Origin of the sequence: Cohnella sp. (genome assembly GCF_041640265.1) — a bacterium.
Taxonomy (GTDB): Bacteria; Bacillota; Bacilli; order Paenibacillales; family Paenibacillaceae; genus Cohnella.
Window position 1 is genome coordinate 116339 of record NZ_JBEQAP010000010.1, and the last position, 17707, is coordinate 134045.

At 45.6% G+C, this 17707-nt stretch carries 12 protein-coding genes and 1 pseudogene; all 13 read right to left on the reverse strand.

Annotated elements, in window-relative coordinates; all coding sequences use genetic code 11:
- Positions 1 to 41 precede the first annotated feature (41 nt).
- The 13 genes and pseudogenes from ppdK to ACESLK_RS10375 all read right to left on the reverse strand — a co-directional run bounded on the left by ppdK (position 42) and on the right by ACESLK_RS10375 (position 17697).
- Positions 42 to 2711 (reverse strand): pyruvate, phosphate dikinase, encoded by a 2670-nt coding sequence (gene ppdK, locus ACESLK_RS10315; RefSeq protein WP_373229346.1) that lies wholly within the window; start codon positions 2709 to 2711, stop codon positions 42 to 44.
- Between the two features lie 160 nt (positions 2712 to 2871).
- Positions 2872 to 3936: a type I glyceraldehyde-3-phosphate dehydrogenase gene (gene gap, locus ACESLK_RS10320; protein WP_373229369.1), complete on the reverse strand. Its 1065-nt coding sequence runs from the start codon at positions 3934 to 3936 to the stop codon at positions 2872 to 2874.
- A 342-nt stretch (positions 3937 to 4278) separates the two neighbouring features.
- On the reverse strand, positions 4279 to 6336 hold the full coding sequence (locus tag ACESLK_RS10325; RefSeq protein WP_373229347.1) for a methyl-accepting chemotaxis protein: 2058 nt from the start codon (positions 6334 to 6336) through the stop codon (positions 4279 to 4281).
- Between the two features lie 17 nt (positions 6337 to 6353).
- Positions 6354 to 7331, reverse strand: a complete 978-nt coding sequence (locus ACESLK_RS10330) for an ABC transporter permease (protein ID WP_373229348.1) — start codon at positions 7329 to 7331, stop codon at positions 6354 to 6356.
- Positions 7332 to 8894 carry a sugar ABC transporter ATP-binding protein gene (locus ACESLK_RS10335; RefSeq protein ID WP_373229349.1) on the reverse strand — a complete coding sequence of 521 codons (1563 nt, stop codon included), beginning with the start codon at positions 8892 to 8894 and terminating at the stop codon, positions 7332 to 7334.
- Between the two features lie 100 nt (positions 8895 to 8994).
- Positions 8995 to 9681 (reverse strand): annotated as a pseudogene (locus ACESLK_RS10340) (substrate-binding domain-containing protein); the annotation flags it as partial.
- 12 nt (positions 9682 to 9693) lie between these two features.
- Positions 9694 to 10005, reverse strand: a complete 312-nt coding sequence (locus ACESLK_RS10345) for a hypothetical protein (RefSeq protein WP_373229350.1) — start codon at positions 10003 to 10005, stop codon at positions 9694 to 9696.
- A gap of 368 nt (positions 10006 to 10373) precedes the next feature.
- On the reverse strand, positions 10374 to 11162 hold the full coding sequence (locus tag ACESLK_RS10350; RefSeq protein WP_373229351.1) for a DeoR/GlpR family DNA-binding transcription regulator: 789 nt from the start codon (positions 11160 to 11162) through the stop codon (positions 10374 to 10376).
- Between the two features lie 184 nt (positions 11163 to 11346).
- Positions 11347 to 12828, reverse strand: a complete 1482-nt coding sequence (locus tag ACESLK_RS10355; RefSeq protein ID WP_373229352.1) for a glycoside hydrolase family 32 protein — start codon at positions 12826 to 12828, stop codon at positions 11347 to 11349.
- Between the two features lie 94 nt (positions 12829 to 12922).
- Positions 12923 to 13921 (reverse strand): LacI family DNA-binding transcriptional regulator, encoded by a 999-nt coding sequence (locus ACESLK_RS10360; RefSeq protein ID WP_373229353.1) that lies wholly within the window; start codon positions 13919 to 13921, stop codon positions 12923 to 12925.
- 148 nt (positions 13922 to 14069) lie between these two features.
- Positions 14070 to 15728 carry an extracellular solute-binding protein gene (locus ACESLK_RS10365; protein WP_373229354.1) on the reverse strand — a complete coding sequence of 553 codons (1659 nt, stop codon included), beginning with the start codon at positions 15726 to 15728 and terminating at the stop codon, positions 14070 to 14072.
- Between the two features lie 116 nt (positions 15729 to 15844).
- Positions 15845 to 16735: a carbohydrate ABC transporter permease gene (locus ACESLK_RS10370; RefSeq protein WP_373229355.1), complete on the reverse strand. Its 891-nt coding sequence runs from the start codon at positions 16733 to 16735 to the stop codon at positions 15845 to 15847.
- A 17-nt stretch (positions 16736 to 16752) separates the two neighbouring features.
- Positions 16753 to 17697 carry an ABC transporter permease gene (locus ACESLK_RS10375; protein WP_373229356.1) on the reverse strand — a complete coding sequence of 315 codons (945 nt, stop codon included), beginning with the start codon at positions 17695 to 17697 and terminating at the stop codon, positions 16753 to 16755.
- Between the last annotated feature and the right edge of the window lie 10 nt (positions 17698 to 17707).

The window sequence follows — 17707 nt, forward strand, 5'->3', positions numbered from 1 at the left end:
CTTATACATTTACCCACCATTGTAACCGATCTAATGGAAGATCACACCACTTTTGCTTTCTCCAGCCTCACAGCATACACCTGATGTTCAATTGCGGCTTGGGCGGCGGCAATTCTAGCCATCGGAATGCGAAACGGAGAACAACTGACATAATCCAATCCGGTTCGATGGCAGAATGCGATGGAGTCCTTATCCCCTCCATGCTCCCCGCAAATGCCTGTTTTCAAGTTAGGCTTCACAGTGCGTCCTGCTGTTACCGCAAGATCGATCAACTGACCGACACCTTCTGAATCGAGCACTTGAAATGGATTGTGAGGCAAAAGTTTCTTATCTAGATAATGCGCTAAAAATTTACCTTCCGCATCATCCCTGCTATAGCCATAAGTCATTTGCGTCAAATCGTTAGTTCCAAATGAGAAGAAATCCGCATAAGCTGCGATTTTGTTGGCTGTAAGAGCGGCACGCGGCACTTCTATCATCGTACCTACCTTATAGCTGCATACTCTTTTCTTAACGGCACCGAGAACTTGATCAGCCACTTCATCGACGAGCTCCCGTAATATTTTCAGCTCGCTGACATCACCAACTAGAGGAATCATGATTTCCGGATGTACGGCAACTCCTTGATCTATACATACGGAAACGGCTTTGAAAATCGCTTCGATCTGCATATCGTAAATTTCCGGGTAAACGATTCCCAATCTGCAGCCTCGATGACCCAGCATCGGATTGGATTCGTGCAGAGATTGAACCTTGCGAATCATTTTCTTAAGCTGCATCTTATCTAGTTCCAGATCCGTATCTTCAAGCTTCTGCTGCAGCTCGCTTACTTTAGGCAAGAATTCGTGCAAAGGCGGATCTAACAGCCGAACGGTGACAGGAAGACCATCCATCGCCTTAAAAATCCCCTCGAAATCGGCTTGCTGCATGGGCAAGAGCTGATTCAACGCCGCTTTACGCTCTTCCAGCGAATCCGCCATGATCATTCTCTGCATCTCCGCCAAGCGAGTCGGGGAGAAGAACATATGCTCCGTCCTGCACAATCCGATCCCCTCCGCCCCAAAGCCGCGTGCGATTTCCGCATCTTCGGGATTATCTGCATTTGCGTATACTCGCAGAGTACGGATTTGATCGGCCCATTGCAAAATCTGCAGGAGCTCCTGCGTCGCGGTTGCTTCCTTGAGAGGAACAACGCCATGGATCACCCTCCCGCTCCCGCCATCCAAGGTAATCCAGTCTCCCTCTTCGATCGTTCGGCTGCCCGCGATCATTTGCCCCAGCTCTAGATCAATACGAACTTCCTCACAGCCGCAGACACATGGCTTGCCCATACCTCTTGCCACTACCGCAGCATGACTGGTCATTCCCCCGCGGCTAGTAAGGACGCCTTCCGCTGCCAATACCCCATGAATATCTTCAGGCGTCGTTTCAGGACGAACCAGAATCACTTGTTTCCCCGATTGATGCCACTCAGCCGCAGTATCGGCATCGAATGCAACCCTACCGCTGGCAGCACCCGGAGAAGCCGGAAGCCCTACCGCCAATACGTCAGTTACTGCAGACTCATCAATCCCTCTGTGAAGCAGCTGGTCGAGATGGGACACCTCAATTCTTTGCAATGCATCCTCGCGGCTGATCACCCCTTCCGACACGAGGTCGACGGCAACCTTCAAGGCCGCTTGGGCATTGCGTTTTCCATTTCTCGTTTGGAGAACATACAGCTTCGCGTTTTCAACCGTGAATTCGATATCCTGCATATCCTTATAGTGCTGTTCCAATTGCTTGCACACTCGCTCGAGCTGGACATACATGCCCGGCATCTCTTTTTTCAACGTTTCGATGGTATGCGGAGTTCTGACTCCCGCCACCACGTCCTCACCTTGAGCATTGATAAGATATTCGCCGAATAAGGCATTTTCTCCTGAAGAAGGATTGCGGGTAAATACGACGCCGGTGCCGCAATCATCACCCTTGTTGCCGAATACCATGCTTTGTACATTGACTGCAGTTCCCTGATCATCCGGAATACGATTGATTCTGCGGTATACTTGCGCCCGCTGGTTATTCCACGATTTAAATACGGCTTCTACCGCTAACATAAGCTGATCGTAGACATTTTGCGGGAAGTCAATACCCGCGAACTTTCTAACGCACAGTTTATATTCGGTAATCAGCTGCCGCCAACCCTCGGCCGTAACGTCTTGATCTTGCAGGGCGCCCAGGTCTCTTTTCAATCGATGCAATAGGCTTTCGAAATGAAACGCCTCAATACCGAGCACGACATTACCGAACATCTGGATCAAACGCCGGTAACAATCATAAGCGAAACGGGCATTCTGGGTTAAGACCGCCACCCCTTCTACGGTCTCGTCGTTTAATCCCAGATTTAGAATCGTGTCCATCATGCCAGGCATAGAGGTTACAGATCCCGATCGAACGGATACTAGCAGAGGTTGAAACGGATCACCGAACAATTGGCCTTTCTCGCTCTCGAGCTGCTTTAATGCAAGCTGAATTTGTTGCTGAAGATCATCCGCTATTCGGTTGCCTGACCTAAAGAACGCGTGGCATGCTTCCGTTGTTATGGTAAATCCCGGAGGTACAGGCAGACCCGTCCGGGTCATTTCCGCCAAATTGGCGCCTTTCCCCCCCAGCAAGGCTTTCATTTTTGCATTTCCTTCGGTAAAAGAGTACACCATTTTCGTCGTCATACGGTTTCGACCTCGCTCTTTTTTGTTTTTTCTATACACTCATCCTTCATGCAAATACTGGGGATCTTTTTGACGCCATTCGTTGGAAGAGTAAACATCACCTCGTTACATATCTTGCAGACGACCATACCCAAGTCATTCTTCGTACGAGCACTATCATTTACACCGACATAGTTAAGCATTGCTCTCCCTCTCTCTGCAGCGAATTTTCAACTCTTGCGATGAACCGAGTCAGATCAATCACCCTGCTGGCATACGCCCATTCATTGTCGTACCAGGCCAATAACTTAACCTGGTCATCCTGTGTCATGATACTTAGCCCATCAATAACTGCGGATTTCTCGTTCCCGATGTAGTCGGAAGATACCAACGGAAGCTCGTTATAATCGACATAAGCTCCTAATTCGCCATCGATTGCGGTTTGAAATGCTTTCTTTATATCCGCTGCTTCAACCTTCCTGTTTAAAACCAGCTGCATATCCAAAAGAGAAACATCTTGCGTGGGTACACGGATGGATACGCCTTGAATGTGCGGAGCAAGCCCCGGCAGAACATCGATGAGAGCCTTACTTACTCCCGTAGACGTCGGAATGATGGAACTCGTGCATGATCGGGCACGACGCAGATCCTTGTGCGGATTATCCATATGCTTCTGATCGTTCGTATAGGAATGGATCGCCGTCATCCATCCGCGTTTCACCCCGAAAGCTTCATGCAGGACATGAAGGAGAGGAGCCAAACAGTTCGTCGTGCATGAGGCTGCAGATAGAAGCCGATGTCTTGTCGGATCATATTGATGCTCATTAACTCCCATTACAACGGTCAGATCCACATCTTTTCCCGGAGCTGTAACGAGCACCCTGCGGGCTCCGGACGACAGGTGCTTCTGCATGGTATTTCGGTCCTTGAATTTACCGGTCGCGTCGATGACGAGCTCTATTCCATGAGCTTTCCAGGGAATCAGAGCTGGATCTCTTTCCGACAGAATATGTATCCGGTGACCGTTAATAATCAATTGCTCGTTATCGATCTCCATCTCTGCATCCCACTTGCCGTGAACGGTATCATATTTGAGCAAATGGGCCAGAGTTTCAATCGAACTCGTCGTGTTAATCACATTTACTTCGAATTCCTCCGACTTTTGTGTTAAAGCTTTACGTATGCATAACCTGCCAATTCGACCCGTTCCACTTAGACCTACTCGCACTCGCGTCTCCACCTCCATTAAGTATGTCATAATTATAATTATGACTCATAATTAAAGCAATAGTTATTTGATTAAACATATTTATTACGCATATTAAATAATATTTTCTTATTAGGCGTAATAAAAAGAGGCTGTCTCATAAGAAAAAAATAGGAGTTACTGCATAAGTTTGTTTTGAGACAAGAATAAAATGAATAACGGCAAAACTTGCCGCTATTGATTTACAAGCTGAGTTTGAGGAGCATTAACGGCAGGAATTGCCGCTATGCAATTCCCGCGCTTCCTGCTACGAGGCTGATTAAAACAAAAAAGTGGCGGTGCAGGAATAACCCCCGCATCACCACCTACAATACGCCCTATTTATACAATAAATCTCCTAATCGTTTCTTTTAATTCACTGGCCAGCGATGCAAGCGTGCTGGCACCTGCAGACATTTCTTCCATCGATGCCATCTGCTCTTCGGTCGAGGCCGACACACTACTCGTCTGATGTGCAGTATCTGATGAAATGTCCGTAATCTGCCTAATGGCCTTCACCATTTCCGTCATATTCCCATTTATGCTCTCGATCGCTTGCGATACGCCTTTCGTTTCTTCGGATACCTCTTGAACTGCGTTAACGATACGTTCAAAGGAGCGCCCGGCATGTTCGATTTTAATCTTCCCGCTGCTGACTGCTTTCCGATTAGTGTCCATCGCTTCCATAGCCTGATGAATATCCGCTTGGATTTCACCAATTGTCTCTTGGATCTGTTGCCCGGATAAGGATGAATTCTCCGCTAGTGCTCGTATCTCCTCGGCAATAACCATGAAAGCTTTGCCATGACTTCCAGCCTGCGATGCCGTGATTCCAGCATTAAGAGCCAAGATTCTTGTTTGAAAAGCGATTTTCCCGATCAATTCCATACTTAAATCGATTTGCTCTGATTTGGAGCTTAAAGACTCGATAATTTGCGCGACATGCTGGGCTTTCTCATCCATGATCTGCACTTGCTCAACCGCAATCTGGATGGTTTCGTTGCCTTCGATTGCCGTACTTAGCGTGATGCCGGAAGCCTGGGATACTGAAGCCATTCGGCGTGACATCTCGCTTAACCCGCGTGAGGTATCGGCGACTTTTACGTTAGCATCATTCATCATCGTAACTTGTACTTCACTGCCAGCTGCTACGGATTGAATGGATTCAGCTATTTCTTCCGTTGCCTTCGTGGTCTGTTCCGTGCTGTAAGTGAGCTGCTCAGATGTACTGGCTACCAATTCAGCGCTTTTGGACATTTGCTTAATGACTCCGCTAAGCTCTTGTGTCATACGATTTAGATCGGAAGCCATCGATCCGAATTCATCTTGGGATTTAACCACAATTGATCGCGTGAAATCCCCTGAAGCCATAGCGGAAGATAAGACATTTACTTGATAAATCTGTCTCTTCATGTATCTTGCAAACAGGTAAATAACGAGTGAAATAACCAGAAGCGTTATTAAGATGGTAATTGCCGATTTAAGAAGTAATTCGTTAAGAGGCTTGTACAATTCGTTCTCAGGAATAACCATAGCGAGCTTCCAGCCGGTGGCGGGGATTTCCTGATAATAAATTCTGCTCTTGCTTCCGCTCTCTTCATAGACGTCAAAGCCATTTGCGTTTGCAACCATGGCATTCCCTATTTCAGCCAAACCTTCGTTTATATCTTCGGAAATATTCACCTTTAACAGCTTTGATCCATCTTGATCAGCGATATAGGTTCCCTGTCGATCAATCAGAAATGCTCTTCCGCTTGCTCCGACTTGGATGGAAGCAACCAATTTCTGCAAATGCTCTAAATTGATGTTCGCCGTAACGACACCTCTGAACTCACGGTTGTAATGATAGAAAGGGGCAGTTGTTGTTAGAACGGCAGACTTGGAGCTTTCATCGAAATAGGGATTAGTCCATTCGACCGGTTTACCTGTCTCCTTGCCAATCAGATAGAAATCGCGATTCGGGTAATCATATTCTTTTGTGCTAGAGTCGAGCGTGTACTGGATCTGCCCGTTGTAGCGGTAAGCATAAGGGCCGAAATATTCTATATGTTTTTTGTATTGCTTCGGTTCATACCAGACACCAACACCAAAGGTATCCGTATTAGTAGATAAGTACTTCATAATCATGTCGATAATAACTTCTTGCTCGATGTGATCGCCGGTCGCCTCGAGCGCCCGTGCAAGGGTCTCCGGAATTTTCGAGTGGGCTGTTAATTGCGTTTCAATATATTCTGTTGTCGAGCTTAATTGGTGCTGCATTTTACTTTCAATTTCGCGATTGATTAATGCCTTAGAGTTTTGGTAGGTAAAGATGGATAAGACCGCCATTGCCGCTATAATCATAGGCATAATAATTAACATAATTCTGGTGCGGATGCTTCGTATCGCGAATATCCCCATAACGAGCAATCCTCCTATTAGGCTTTACTCCGCAATCGATCCAGAAGAACGGCTGCTACGATTACAGCCCCCGTGACGACCTTCTGCCAGTAGGAATCAACGTTCAGCAGGGTCAATCCGTTGTTTAATACGGCAATGATAAATACACCAATGATCGTGCCCTGGATCCGGCCGAATCCGCCGACAAAGCTGGTGCCGCCAAGAATGACCGCGGCAATGGCATGAAGCTCATACTCAATTCCGGCCGTAGGCTGTCCCGAGAACAATCTTCCCGCCAGAACGACGCCAGCTATCCCTGCGAGAAGCCCGCTGATGGCATACACTTTGATCAGTGTTCGTTCTACTTTAATCCCCGTCAATCGAGCAGCCTCTTCATTGCCTCCTATGGCAAATACATGACGGCCGAACATCGTGTATTTAAGAATAAAAAAGATAATGACATAGACAAGAGTCATGATATAAATGGGCGTTGGAATACCAAGAATGTTACCTGCACCGAGGAATTTAAAGGTGCTGTCCGAAACCACCAAAGGGTAGCCGCCGCTAATCACTAATGCCAAGCCCCGAATATAAGTCATGCTGCCCAGTGTTACGATAAAGGATGGCAGCTTCGGAACGGCTGTTAAGTAGCCGTTAATAAACCCTGCGGTTATCCCTACACCCGCGCCGGCCAGTATGGCGATCAGAGGATGCATACCTTGATTTAATATCAAGACAGATATGACACCCGATAATGCCAATATCGAACCGACGGATAGATCAATCCCCCCCGTCAGGATGACAAGGGTCATCCCCGCGGCCAAGATAGCCGTAAAGGATAACTGCTTAAGCACTGTGAGCACATTGTTTACTTCCAAGAAATGCGGTGCAAAAATAGCCATGACTATAAATAGAAATACAAAAATGATGAGCATTCCCATTTGGTTGAAATACACCTTCAACTTTTGGCTCATCAGCTGACTTTTGCCGACAGTTGCTTGAACGTTCGTCTGCATTTATTTTATCTCCCCTGTTGCGTAATACATGATTTTTTCTTGAGTTGCCTCCTGCCGGGACAACTCCGCCCTGATTTTCCCTTCATGCATAACCAATATGCGATCGCTTATGCCAAGTATTTCCGGCAGCTCGGAAGAAATCATTAATACCGCCAACCCTTGCTCGGCCAGATTGCTGATGATTTTGTGAATTTCCGTCTTAGCGCCAATATCCACTCCGCGGGTTGGTTCATCAAGCAGCAGAACCTTTGGACTGATCGATAGCCATCTCGCAATGACAACCTTTTGCTGATTACCGCCGCTAAGTCCCATAACGTTCTGTTCTTTTGAAGCCGCCTTAACGCCCAAATCTCTAATATAATTATCCGCATCCTTGTTCATCTGGCCATACTGCAAAACGCTCCCTTTCCGGTAGGTGTGCAGCTGCGCCATCAGGATGTTTTCTTTAACTGACAGATTGGGAAATAAGCCTTGCTCCTTTCGACTCTCCGGAACATGAGCAATACCAAGCTTCATAGCTTCAGAAGGAGAATGGATCTGTACGGGTTTGCCATCGATCAAGATTTGACCCCCTGCCAGAGGGGATAGACCGAATATCGTCCGAACCAATTCCGTTCTGCCTGCACCGACCAAGCCGGATAAACCGACGATTTCTCCGGGATAAAGCTGGAGCGATATTCCTTTTACCGTTCTTTTATCAGAGACATTCTTTAATTCCAGAATGGGTTCACGGTCTCTAGTCTTAACGCTTAGAACCTGTTGCCTTTGAAATAGATCTTTGATTTCCCGACCGACCATAAGCTTAACCAGATGATCGGGGTTTGTCTCCGTGATAGGGCCGCTGCTGATCCAATGCCCGTCACGAAGCACGGTGAAACGATCGGAAACACGAAAAATTTCATCCATTCGATGAGAGATATATACAATGGCTACACCTTTTCGCTTCAGATCGTTAATAATCGTAAATAGCTTCTCGATTTCTTTATCCGTTAAAGACGCCGTAGGTTCATCCATGATCAAGATCTCGGAATTAAAGGACAATGCGCGGGCAATCTCGACCATTTGTTGCTGAGCTATGCTAAGGGTGGAGACATTAGCTTTCGGATTCAGATTAGAACCGATGGAGCCGAGGATCGTTTCCGCCTTCTCATAGATTTCATTCCATTTCACAAGTCCTATTCGATTCTTCGGAAACTTCGTACCCATCAAGATGTTCTCGCCGATGGACAAGTTAGGAGAAAGGCTGATTTCCTGGTGAATGACGCTTATCCCCTGGTCTCTTGCTTCCATTGGATTGTGCCAATAGACTTCCTTATTTTTGTATACATTTTTGCCGGAATCTGGACGGTAAACGCCTGCCATTATTTTCATTAAAGTTGATTTTCCGGCTCCGTTCTCTCCCATAAGAGCGTGGACTTCCCCTTTATACAACTCGATATGGACATTTTGCAGGACCTGTACGCCGGAAAAGGATTTGTTAACGGATTCCATCTTCATGATGGGCTGATGTACGTCACTCGGTCTCTGTTCAGTGTTCCTGGCTCTATCTTGTAAAATTTCCATCCTGCCACTCCCTGTTACAGTGTCAATCTTAAGCGATTGCAAGTAATGCTAGTTAAGATGCGGTGCCTGCCATCAGCACCGCATCTTATCCGTTTATGAATTACCAGCCCTTATAAGAATCGACGTTATCCTTAGTGATTAATTCAGCAGGAATCAAGACTTGCGGAGGTACAGTCTCACCGGCAATCACTTTTAATGCCAATTCAATGCCTTGAATCGCCATTTGGTTCGGGAATTGCGCGGATGTCGCGGCATAGCTTTTGCCTTCTTTTAACGCGTCCGATGCAGACGGGGCTCCGTCCACGCCTACGATAAAGAACTCTTCGGCACGGTTTGCTTGCTCTTGAGCGATTTTGGCGCCGATACCTTGCTCATCGTTGATGCTGAATACGGCATCGATCTGTTTGTTCGCCTGCAGAATGCCTTCCATTAGAGTCAACGCTTTTTCACGAGCGCCTTCGGCATTTTGCTTAGCGATAACTTTGATATCCGGATATTGAGCCAGAACTTCTTCCAGTCCTTTAATCCGATCAAATACCGCAGATACCGGAGGACCATCAAGAACAACGATATTTCCTTTTCCATTCAAACGCTTAGCCATATATTCCGCGGCCAATCTGCCCGCTTGGACGTTATCGGTCATGACGACCGTGCTGATTCCGCCTTCAGCGCTGCCGTCAAGCGCGACGACCGGAATTCCAGCCGCTTTAGCTTGTTGAACCGCTCCGGCGATCCCTTTGGAATCAAATGGACTCAGGAGAATCAAATCTACTTTTTGCGTGATAAAATCTTCGAATTGCTAGGTTTGCTTCGCAAGGTCATGGTCAGCTGCGACTACGATAACTTCTGCGTTGTATTTGGCAGCTACTTCTTGCGCACCTTTGGACATCGCTACGAAGAAAGGATTACCTAGTGTAGGAACCGTCAATCCGATTTTCATTTTTTTCGCAGGAGCTTCTTCACTCGGTTTAGCTGATTCTGATGCAGGAGCTCCGCTCTCGCTCGCGCTTGGGCTCGGACTGCTGTTGCTGTTATTGTTGTTGCCACCGCAAGCGGTAAGAAGTAATACCATGGAAAGCATGAGGAACGTGAGAATTTTATATAATTTCATTGAATAATAACCTCCAGATCGTTTGTTTTTTCCGTATGATCCATTAATAGGACTCTTGATTAATTTCATCATTTCTTGCACAATACAAATAAGCTTGCTTTTAAAGTCGACTCGATTTTACAAGCAGGTCCAAATACGGGTGTGAACAACTGGGCTGCAACCATTCGCCGTGGACTAAGCCGTTGTTTACACTCGTTTCTTCATTAAAGCTTGGATGTTTGATCACTCCCTTTGGCTCCCTTTATAAATCCAAGCCGTGAATTTAACCCCCAAAAACCAATGCTAAGATAATCTTGCGCTGCGTCTGCGGCATCACCCCTCTCTCTATGTATATTTCAGAACCTTAGCTATGTTTTCGATTGTTAAATCTACCCTGTCTTTCTCTCACCGTTACCCTCCGCGATATGCAGCTCGATGCCATTCATTATAAATTCAGACACACAACTATCCTCAATACCGTTATCAGTTATGAATAGGTCAATGTCCGACAGAATGGCGAATTTCACAAGGTTTATTATGCCGATTTTAGATGAATCAGCTAGCAAAATCGTTTTTTTCGCGCTTGCAATCATTTTGCGTTTAATGTTTGCTTCATCCACGTTTGGCGTGCTAAGACCCGCTTCTACATCTATGCCGTTCGTTGCGATGAATGCTTTGTCCACATGAATCAAGCTAAGGATTTGTTCGGCGAACGGTCCCACCAATGACAAAATCCCCTTACGAAGGGAACCTCCGAGCATAATCACATCAATGCCTTCATATGCCTGCAGTTCTTGAGCAATAGTTATAGCATTAGTTACGACAGTCAGTTTGCGAAAGCGCTTTAATTCCTTTGCAAGATAAAGCATCGTTGTTCCAGAATCCAAGAGTATGACATCGCCTTCAACGATCAACTCTATCGCTTTTTCTGCAATCGCTTTCTTCAATTCACTGTTGCTGATCTCCTTCTCGGAAAAAGTCGGTTCAAAACCGACGTTATGTAGGGCAACAGCACCACCGTGTGTTCGTTTAAGCAGGTTGCTGCCTTCAAGTTCCTTCAAATCCCGGCGGATGGTGGATTCCGACACTTGAAGAATCTTATTTAAGGCTTGTACATCCACACGTTGATTTTCCTTTATGATTTCCAATATTTTGCTTTTCCGTTCAACTTCATACATGGTATATCCCTCTCGACTACAAAGATGGTTTTGACTATATGCGATCATATAGTGATCGTTTTAAGATGTTTATGACCGTTTATGACTAGATTATAGTCTCGTATTCCTAATAATGTCAACACTAGTATACAGAAACCGGAGCTGAGAAGATGAAAGCTCGCTCCGGTTCTTTCTATACGCTCTTCTACCAGATTGTCCGCAAACTATATATATAAAGGGAATTCACCTTAACGTTCCCGCCTCGCGTATAGAGCTCTAACCCCTTACTTTCCGGATCGGGAAAAATGAGATCAGTCATGACAACTTCGCCATTATTTGCAAACACCTCAACAGATGACCAATCCACGTAAATGTGAACCTTGATCCTATTATTTGTAGGTTTAAGTACTGCATCGTGACGGCAAGAAAAATGCTCATGTATGCTGTCTGTCAAACCAGAATGAGAACGATCGATGAAAAGCGTTTCTTTTTCAGCATCGAAACCGATGACAGTGCCTTCCTTTTCGGACATTCTTACCTTGAAACCAAATTCGACTGCGTCTTGGAGTTCGATCTCAGCTTCGATCTCTAAACTATCGCCTCTTACTTCCTCGAGCAGATTGTTACCCGGTTGCAGTTGCTGATTATGCAGTTCATATAACGGCTCCCGAAGTGCTTTCAGCTCATTGACCGGCTTCTGTATTAGACGTATGCCTTCGTTTGTTGCCTGCAGCTCCAATACGCGAGGAATGGTCATTGCACCTCTCCAAACGTCTGTGGGCGTTAGCTTCGCGTATTTCCAATTCGTCATCCAACCGATAATTAACCTGCGCCCATCCTGCGCAGGAACATCGGACCAGGTTACACCCGCATAGTTGTCTCTGCCGTAATCGAGCCATAACAAGTTGTCAGGAGAACTGTCATTCACGAATTGCGTGCCGTCGAATGAACCTATAAAGTACTGGGTTCTTGAGCCTTCCGGAGATTCCGGATGATCGCCGATACTAACAATAAGGACCCATTTGGAATGTTCCTCATTGTCGTCAACCGGCAGCTCGAACAAATCGGGACACTCCCATACCCCCGCATGGGAACCCTCTAATTCCCCGAATTCACTACAGAACGTCCAATCCGTTAAGTTAGGAGAACTATAGAAGATGACTCGGTCACCTGCGACAAGGAGCATGGCCCAACGTTGCCTTGGTCCATCCCAAAATACCTTTGGGTCACGAAAATCGATAAACCTGGAGTCTTCCAATACCGGATTTCCCTTGTACATGGTCCATGTCCTGCCCTTATCCTGACTATAAGCCAGACTTTGACGCTGTCTGGAGCCGCCGGTTTCCGGGTTCGTATCCTCATGTGTGAAGATCGCCACCAGACCGGAGCCGCCGTCGAAGAAACCGCTGCTGTCCTTCCAGTCCACCACCGCGCTTCCAGAAAAGATAAATCCATTGTGATCCGGCTTTAGAGCAATTGGAAGATGCCTCCACGTTACTAGATCCGTGCTGACCGCATGTCCCCAATGCATGGGACCCCACAGATTGCTTTCCGGGTGATATTGATAGAACAAATGATATTCACCCTCGTAAAATACCATTCCGTTAGGATCGTTCAGCCACTGGCTCGGAGGGGAAAAGTGATATTGCGGGCGGTACACTTCTTTATATGATGTTGTGGTAATCAAATTTTATCCACTCCTCTAAATCGTCTGTGTTTGGCTTCAATAGGAGACAAGCCAGAACAGTTAATGGCCGTCCCGGCTTGTCTTTGGGCCCTATTCAGCACGAACCTCTCATGACTAATGTCGTGTCCAAGCAGTAATTTTTGCATTTCTGCGTTTTTTGTTTAATTCTGCTGAGCAACACTTTCGCCGCTTTTTCTCCCAATTCATAAGACGGCTGCCGGATAACGGTGAGAGGCGGGCTGGTAATCCGGGTCCAATCGTAATCGTCAAATCCGATGACGGACAGCTCCTCTGGAATTCGGATTTGTTTCTCTTGTAAATATCCCATTGCTCCCATGGTTAGAACGTTGTTGGTAATGAACAACGCAGTAACGTCATGTTCAGCCAACATTTCTCGAGCGCTTTCATATCCGCTTTCAAACGTGGAGCGAGCTACTTTCACCTTGGAAGGGTCGAAAGAAATTTGGTGGTCTTCCAACGCTTTTCGGTATCCGTTCAAACGTTCGTCGCTTGTTGTAATTCCAAGCCCGCCCGTAATCAATCCAATATTACGATGGCCTCTCTCGATTAGAGTTTTGACAGCCTGATAAGATCCGCCAAATCCGTCTGCAAGAACGCAATCCGCTTCATACCCTTTCGTTCTTCGGTCGATAAACACAACGGGGTACTTGGTAACGAGATCATTCAAATAACTCATTTCTTCAGCAATGGGGGCAATGATCAGACCATCAATTCGTTTGGAGTTGAACAACCGGATTTGTTCTTTTTCATCTTCAATATTTTCTGTCGTATTGGTACTAAGCAACAGATGATAACCGTTTTTTTTCAATTCGTTCTGGATGCCCTGCGCTACAGTCATAAAAAAGAAGTTGGATGTATCAGAAGGAAGAATGGGAACGATCAAACCGATCGTATTGGTCTTCTGGCTGCGAAGGCTGCTTGCCACGGAGTTCGGCTGATAATCCAGCTCCTTCATGGCATGTTCTACTTTGGACTTGGTGGTATCGGATACAAATCGGGTATTATTAACAACATGTGATACGGTTGCAATGGAAACTCCGGCACGTTCTGCTACTTGCTTGATATCGGCCATGAATGTTAGTCACCGCACTTTCATAAAAACGTTTACGTAACTGTTTTTTAAATTGTATGCTTACCAATAATTGCTGTCAAGGATAATCGTAATGGGAGACAAGCCAGAGCAGCCAATTACCTGCTCCGGCTTATCTTTGGTCTGATGTTTACTTCTGTGCTGCCAGGTAACGATCATATCCGCTTTGATGGGCTGCTAACAGCTCTTCGATACCCATTTTCTTCAAAGTGGCTTGGAATTCATCCCAATCTTTTTCTACGCCGCCAGACATTAACCATTTCGCACGCATTTTGTTCGTGTATGCTGAGATATCCGGCTTCAGACGATCGATAACCTTCAGTTCATCTTCACTAAAGAAGATATTCGGGAACTTTTCTTTTTGCATTTGTGGCACATAGAACTCCACACTGTCGTTAACTCTTTGCAAAGCACGCGGTTCAACATAATCGACTTTGTTCGTAAATTCTGCTAATAGAAGGCCGATACCGTTGCTGATCGCTGTTGATTGTCTTAGTTCACCTGGATTCTCTAAATCAGTCTTACCAACGAGCTTGCCGCTTGCGTCTTGATCATACCAGACTCCGATCGGACCGAAGCGAACTTGAGCTGCCATAACGGGCTCATACATGGTATCCAACCATGCGGCTGTAACTTCAGGATTTTTGTTATCTTTGGTAATAGCAGAGCCGTCTCTTCCTAAACCGCCGCCGCTATTCCATTTCACAACCATGCCTTCGAATGGAGGAACGATCTTCCAGTGTTCCCCTCTTTCGGGTCCAGCGACGTCGTTTTTGTCCCACCAGATCATGGAACCTATGGTTTCAACTTCTGTTTTGCCTCTTGCGAAGTAGCTGCCGTAATCGTGTGTGAAGGCTTCGAGGTCAACCAGACCCTCTTTGAACCATTGATTTAAGTAAGCGGTTCCTTCTTTAAAGCCTTCTTGCTGAGCGGAGTAGGAAACTACACCGTTATCTACGTTTAAGTGATCGATATACGTAGGATTGTTCGGACGATGCGTTTTGTCCGGTACGCCGAATGCGCCGTAGAGCACTCCGATGTCCCCGGTCCAGAAATTATCAATGTAAGTAAGCGGAATTTCGTCAGCTTTCTTGTTGCCGTTCGGGTCCTGCGTTTTAAACGCTTTCAAAACTGCAGTGTACTCGTCGATCGTTTTAGGCATTTCCAGCTTTAGTGCGTCGAGCCAGTCTTGGTTGATGTACAGGAAGTCCGGGTTTGCGCCGATTTCTTGTTGACCGGAACCAATTTCTTCACCTTGTGGCAGGGCATAGATGTTGCCGTCCGGAGCTGTAATTGCCGCTTTGATATCAGGGCGACTATCCAAAATTGCTTTCAAATTCGGCATGTTATTCTCGATTAGATCATTCAATGGAATGATTGTACCGTCTTTACCATATTTAATCAATTCTGTATCTGAGAAACGCGAGCCTAAGAAAAAGTCGGGTAGATTGCCGCTGGCCAGAAGCAGATTTCGCTTCGCTAGATAGTCCGTTTCAACGATTGTATCCCATTCAACATGAACGTTCGTCATTTGCTCAATTTCTTTCATGAGCGGCTGAGTGTTGAAATCACTAGGAGCAAGCGGAGGTCTTGGGCTGACCGCTTTTAAGGTCACTTTCTCTTTTAGAGGAAAAAAAGAAGCGTTTTCGCTTGCGCTTGCACTTGCACTTTCCTGTACAGGAGCAGGGGAATCACTGGCCTCTGGTGTATTATTATTTTTACTACACGCAGCCAGAACCAGCGTTAAAACCATAATCATTGCCAATAATATCGAAGTCTTCTTTTTCAATTGAACAACCTCCCCAGATTTTATGTTGCAAGAAACCTTGTTAAAAAATCTGTATAACTCCTCATACTTAGACCTGCAACCACCTCCTTCAATAGTCAATCTCACCGAAACCGTCTTCAGCCTTTCACAGATCCAATGAATACCCCTTGAACGAAGTAACGCTGCAGGAATGGATACAGAATCAAGAGTGGCAGTGCAGCGATGATTATAACGCCGTATTTGATCAACTCCGAAATTCTTTGTCTTGCGAGAGCCGTCTGAATATCGTCCACCAAGTTGCCGGTTGGTTGGTTCTGAATAAGAATATTACGCAATATCAGCTGCAGAGGATATTTGCTACTATCATCCAGATAAATTAGCGCATCGAAAAATCCGTTCCACTGTCTTACTACTGCAAACAATACAAGCACGGCAATAACAGGTTTGGATAGTGGGAGCACAAAGCTCCAAATGTATCTCATGTTCGTACACCCGTCAATGTTAGCTGCTTCGCGAAGCTCTTCCGGAAGAGACTGGAAGAAGGATCTGGCTATGATGATGACAAATGCATCTACTGCAGTGAGAAGGACAACCGCCCAAAGTGTATCCATCAAATGTAACTGCCTCACCAACAAATAGGTTGGGATAAGACCCCCATTGAAGAACAGAGTGATTACAAAGTAAAGCGTGAATATGTTCCGGCCATAGAAATCTCTCCGTGACAAAGGATAAGCAGCCATTATTGCAAGAGTTGTGCCAATGATAGCCGTCAAAGCTGCATATAGAATGGAATTTTTATAACCAATCCATATCGCACTGTCTCCGAAAATTCGTTGATAACCTTCGAAGGTTATATCCCGCGGCCACAACCAGACATCCCCTTCATAGATCCGGTTAGGGTCACTAAAGGAAGCTATTATAATAAAATAAAGCGGGTAGATGATCATAAGCGTGAATCCGATTAGAAGTGCGTAATTAGTAAAGTCAAACCATCTATCACTGGTTGATTTTCTCTTCGATGACAGCATCAACTCTTCTCACCTCACTAGAATAAACTCGTACCGTTCAATCTTTTCACTGTTCTGTTAACAACGATTAACAAGACTAGATTAACCAAAGCATTAAACAAACCCACCGCCGCCGAGAAGCTGTACTCTGCACGCTGAATCCCCATTTTATAAACATAAGTAGGGATGATTTCGGAAGTATCTACATTAATGTCAGTCTGCATTAAGAACGCTTTCTCAAATCCGATATTCATCAGATTCCCAATCGCTAATATAAAAAGGATCGTAATGGTTGGAGCAATTCCAGGCAAATCGATATGTCTGATCCTTTGCCACTTGTTGGCACCATCAACAACTGCTGCCTCGTGTAAATGCGGATCAATACCGGCTAATGCAGCCAAATAGATAACAGAAGCAAAGCCGGTGTTCTGCCATACATCGGTAAAGATATACAGCGGCCTAAACCACTCCGACTTCGCCATGAACAATATTGGATCTCCGCCAAAAGCAACAATAATATGGTTAACCAGACCGCTATTCGGAGATAGGAACACATACACCATACCGACCAGTACAACAGTAGAAATAAAGTATGGAGCATAAATAGCGGTTTGAATAAAACGCTTGATTCTAAATTGAGCTACTTGATTCAACATGAGTGCTATAATGATAGGAATCGGAAAAGCAATAAGTAGAAGCAGCAAACTTAGAAACACCGTGTTTTTAAGTACTTGCTCAAAGTTATAAGAATCAAAAAACCTTTGAAAATGTTCAAAACCAACCCATTCACTGCCCCAAATTCCTTGGGAAGGAGTAAAATCCTTAAATGCAATTTGAACTCCGTACATGGGCATATACCTGAAAATGAAGAAATAGGCTACCGGGAATGCAATTAAAACATAAAGTTCCCAATTCGCTCTGATTTGTATCCACTTGTTTGTCTTTTTCTTTGTCGATAAGTACCTTTCTTTCGCCAACGCCATGATGTACCTC

What these genes read in the sequence shown, in the direction of transcription:
- ppdK (WP_373229346.1), bottom strand. Translation starts at nt 2,711, where the DNA reads ATGACGACGAAAATGGTGTACTCTTTTACCGAAGGAAATGCAAAAATG.
- gap (WP_373229369.1), bottom strand. Translation starts at nt 3,936, where the DNA reads ATGGAGGTGGAGACGCGAGTGCGAGTAGGTCTAAGTGGAACGGGTCGA.
- ACESLK_RS10325 (WP_373229347.1), bottom strand. Translation starts at nt 6,336, where the DNA reads ATGGGGATATTCGCGATACGAAGCATCCGCACCAGAATTATGTTAATT.
- ACESLK_RS10330 (WP_373229348.1), bottom strand. Translation starts at nt 7,331, where the DNA reads ATGCAGACGAACGTTCAAGCAACTGTCGGCAAAAGTCAGCTGATGAGC.
- ACESLK_RS10335 (WP_373229349.1), bottom strand. Translation starts at nt 8,894, where the DNA reads ATGGAAATTTTACAAGATAGAGCCAGGAACACTGAACAGAGACCGAGT.
- ACESLK_RS10345 (WP_373229350.1), bottom strand. Translation starts at nt 10,005, where the DNA reads ATGAAATTATATAAAATTCTCACGTTCCTCATGCTTTCCATGGTATTA.
- ACESLK_RS10350 (WP_373229351.1), bottom strand. Translation starts at nt 11,162, where the DNA reads ATGTATGAAGTTGAACGGAAAAGCAAAATATTGGAAATCATAAAGGAA.
- ACESLK_RS10360 (WP_373229353.1), bottom strand. Translation starts at nt 13,921, where the DNA reads ATGGCCGATATCAAGCAAGTAGCAGAACGTGCCGGAGTTTCCATTGCA.
- ACESLK_RS10370 (WP_373229355.1), bottom strand. Translation starts at nt 16,735, where the DNA reads ATGCTGTCATCGAAGAGAAAATCAACCAGTGATAGATGGTTTGACTTT.
- ACESLK_RS10375 (WP_373229356.1), bottom strand. Translation starts at nt 17,697, where the DNA reads ATGGCGTTGGCGAAAGAAAGGTACTTATCGACAAAGAAAAAGACAAAC.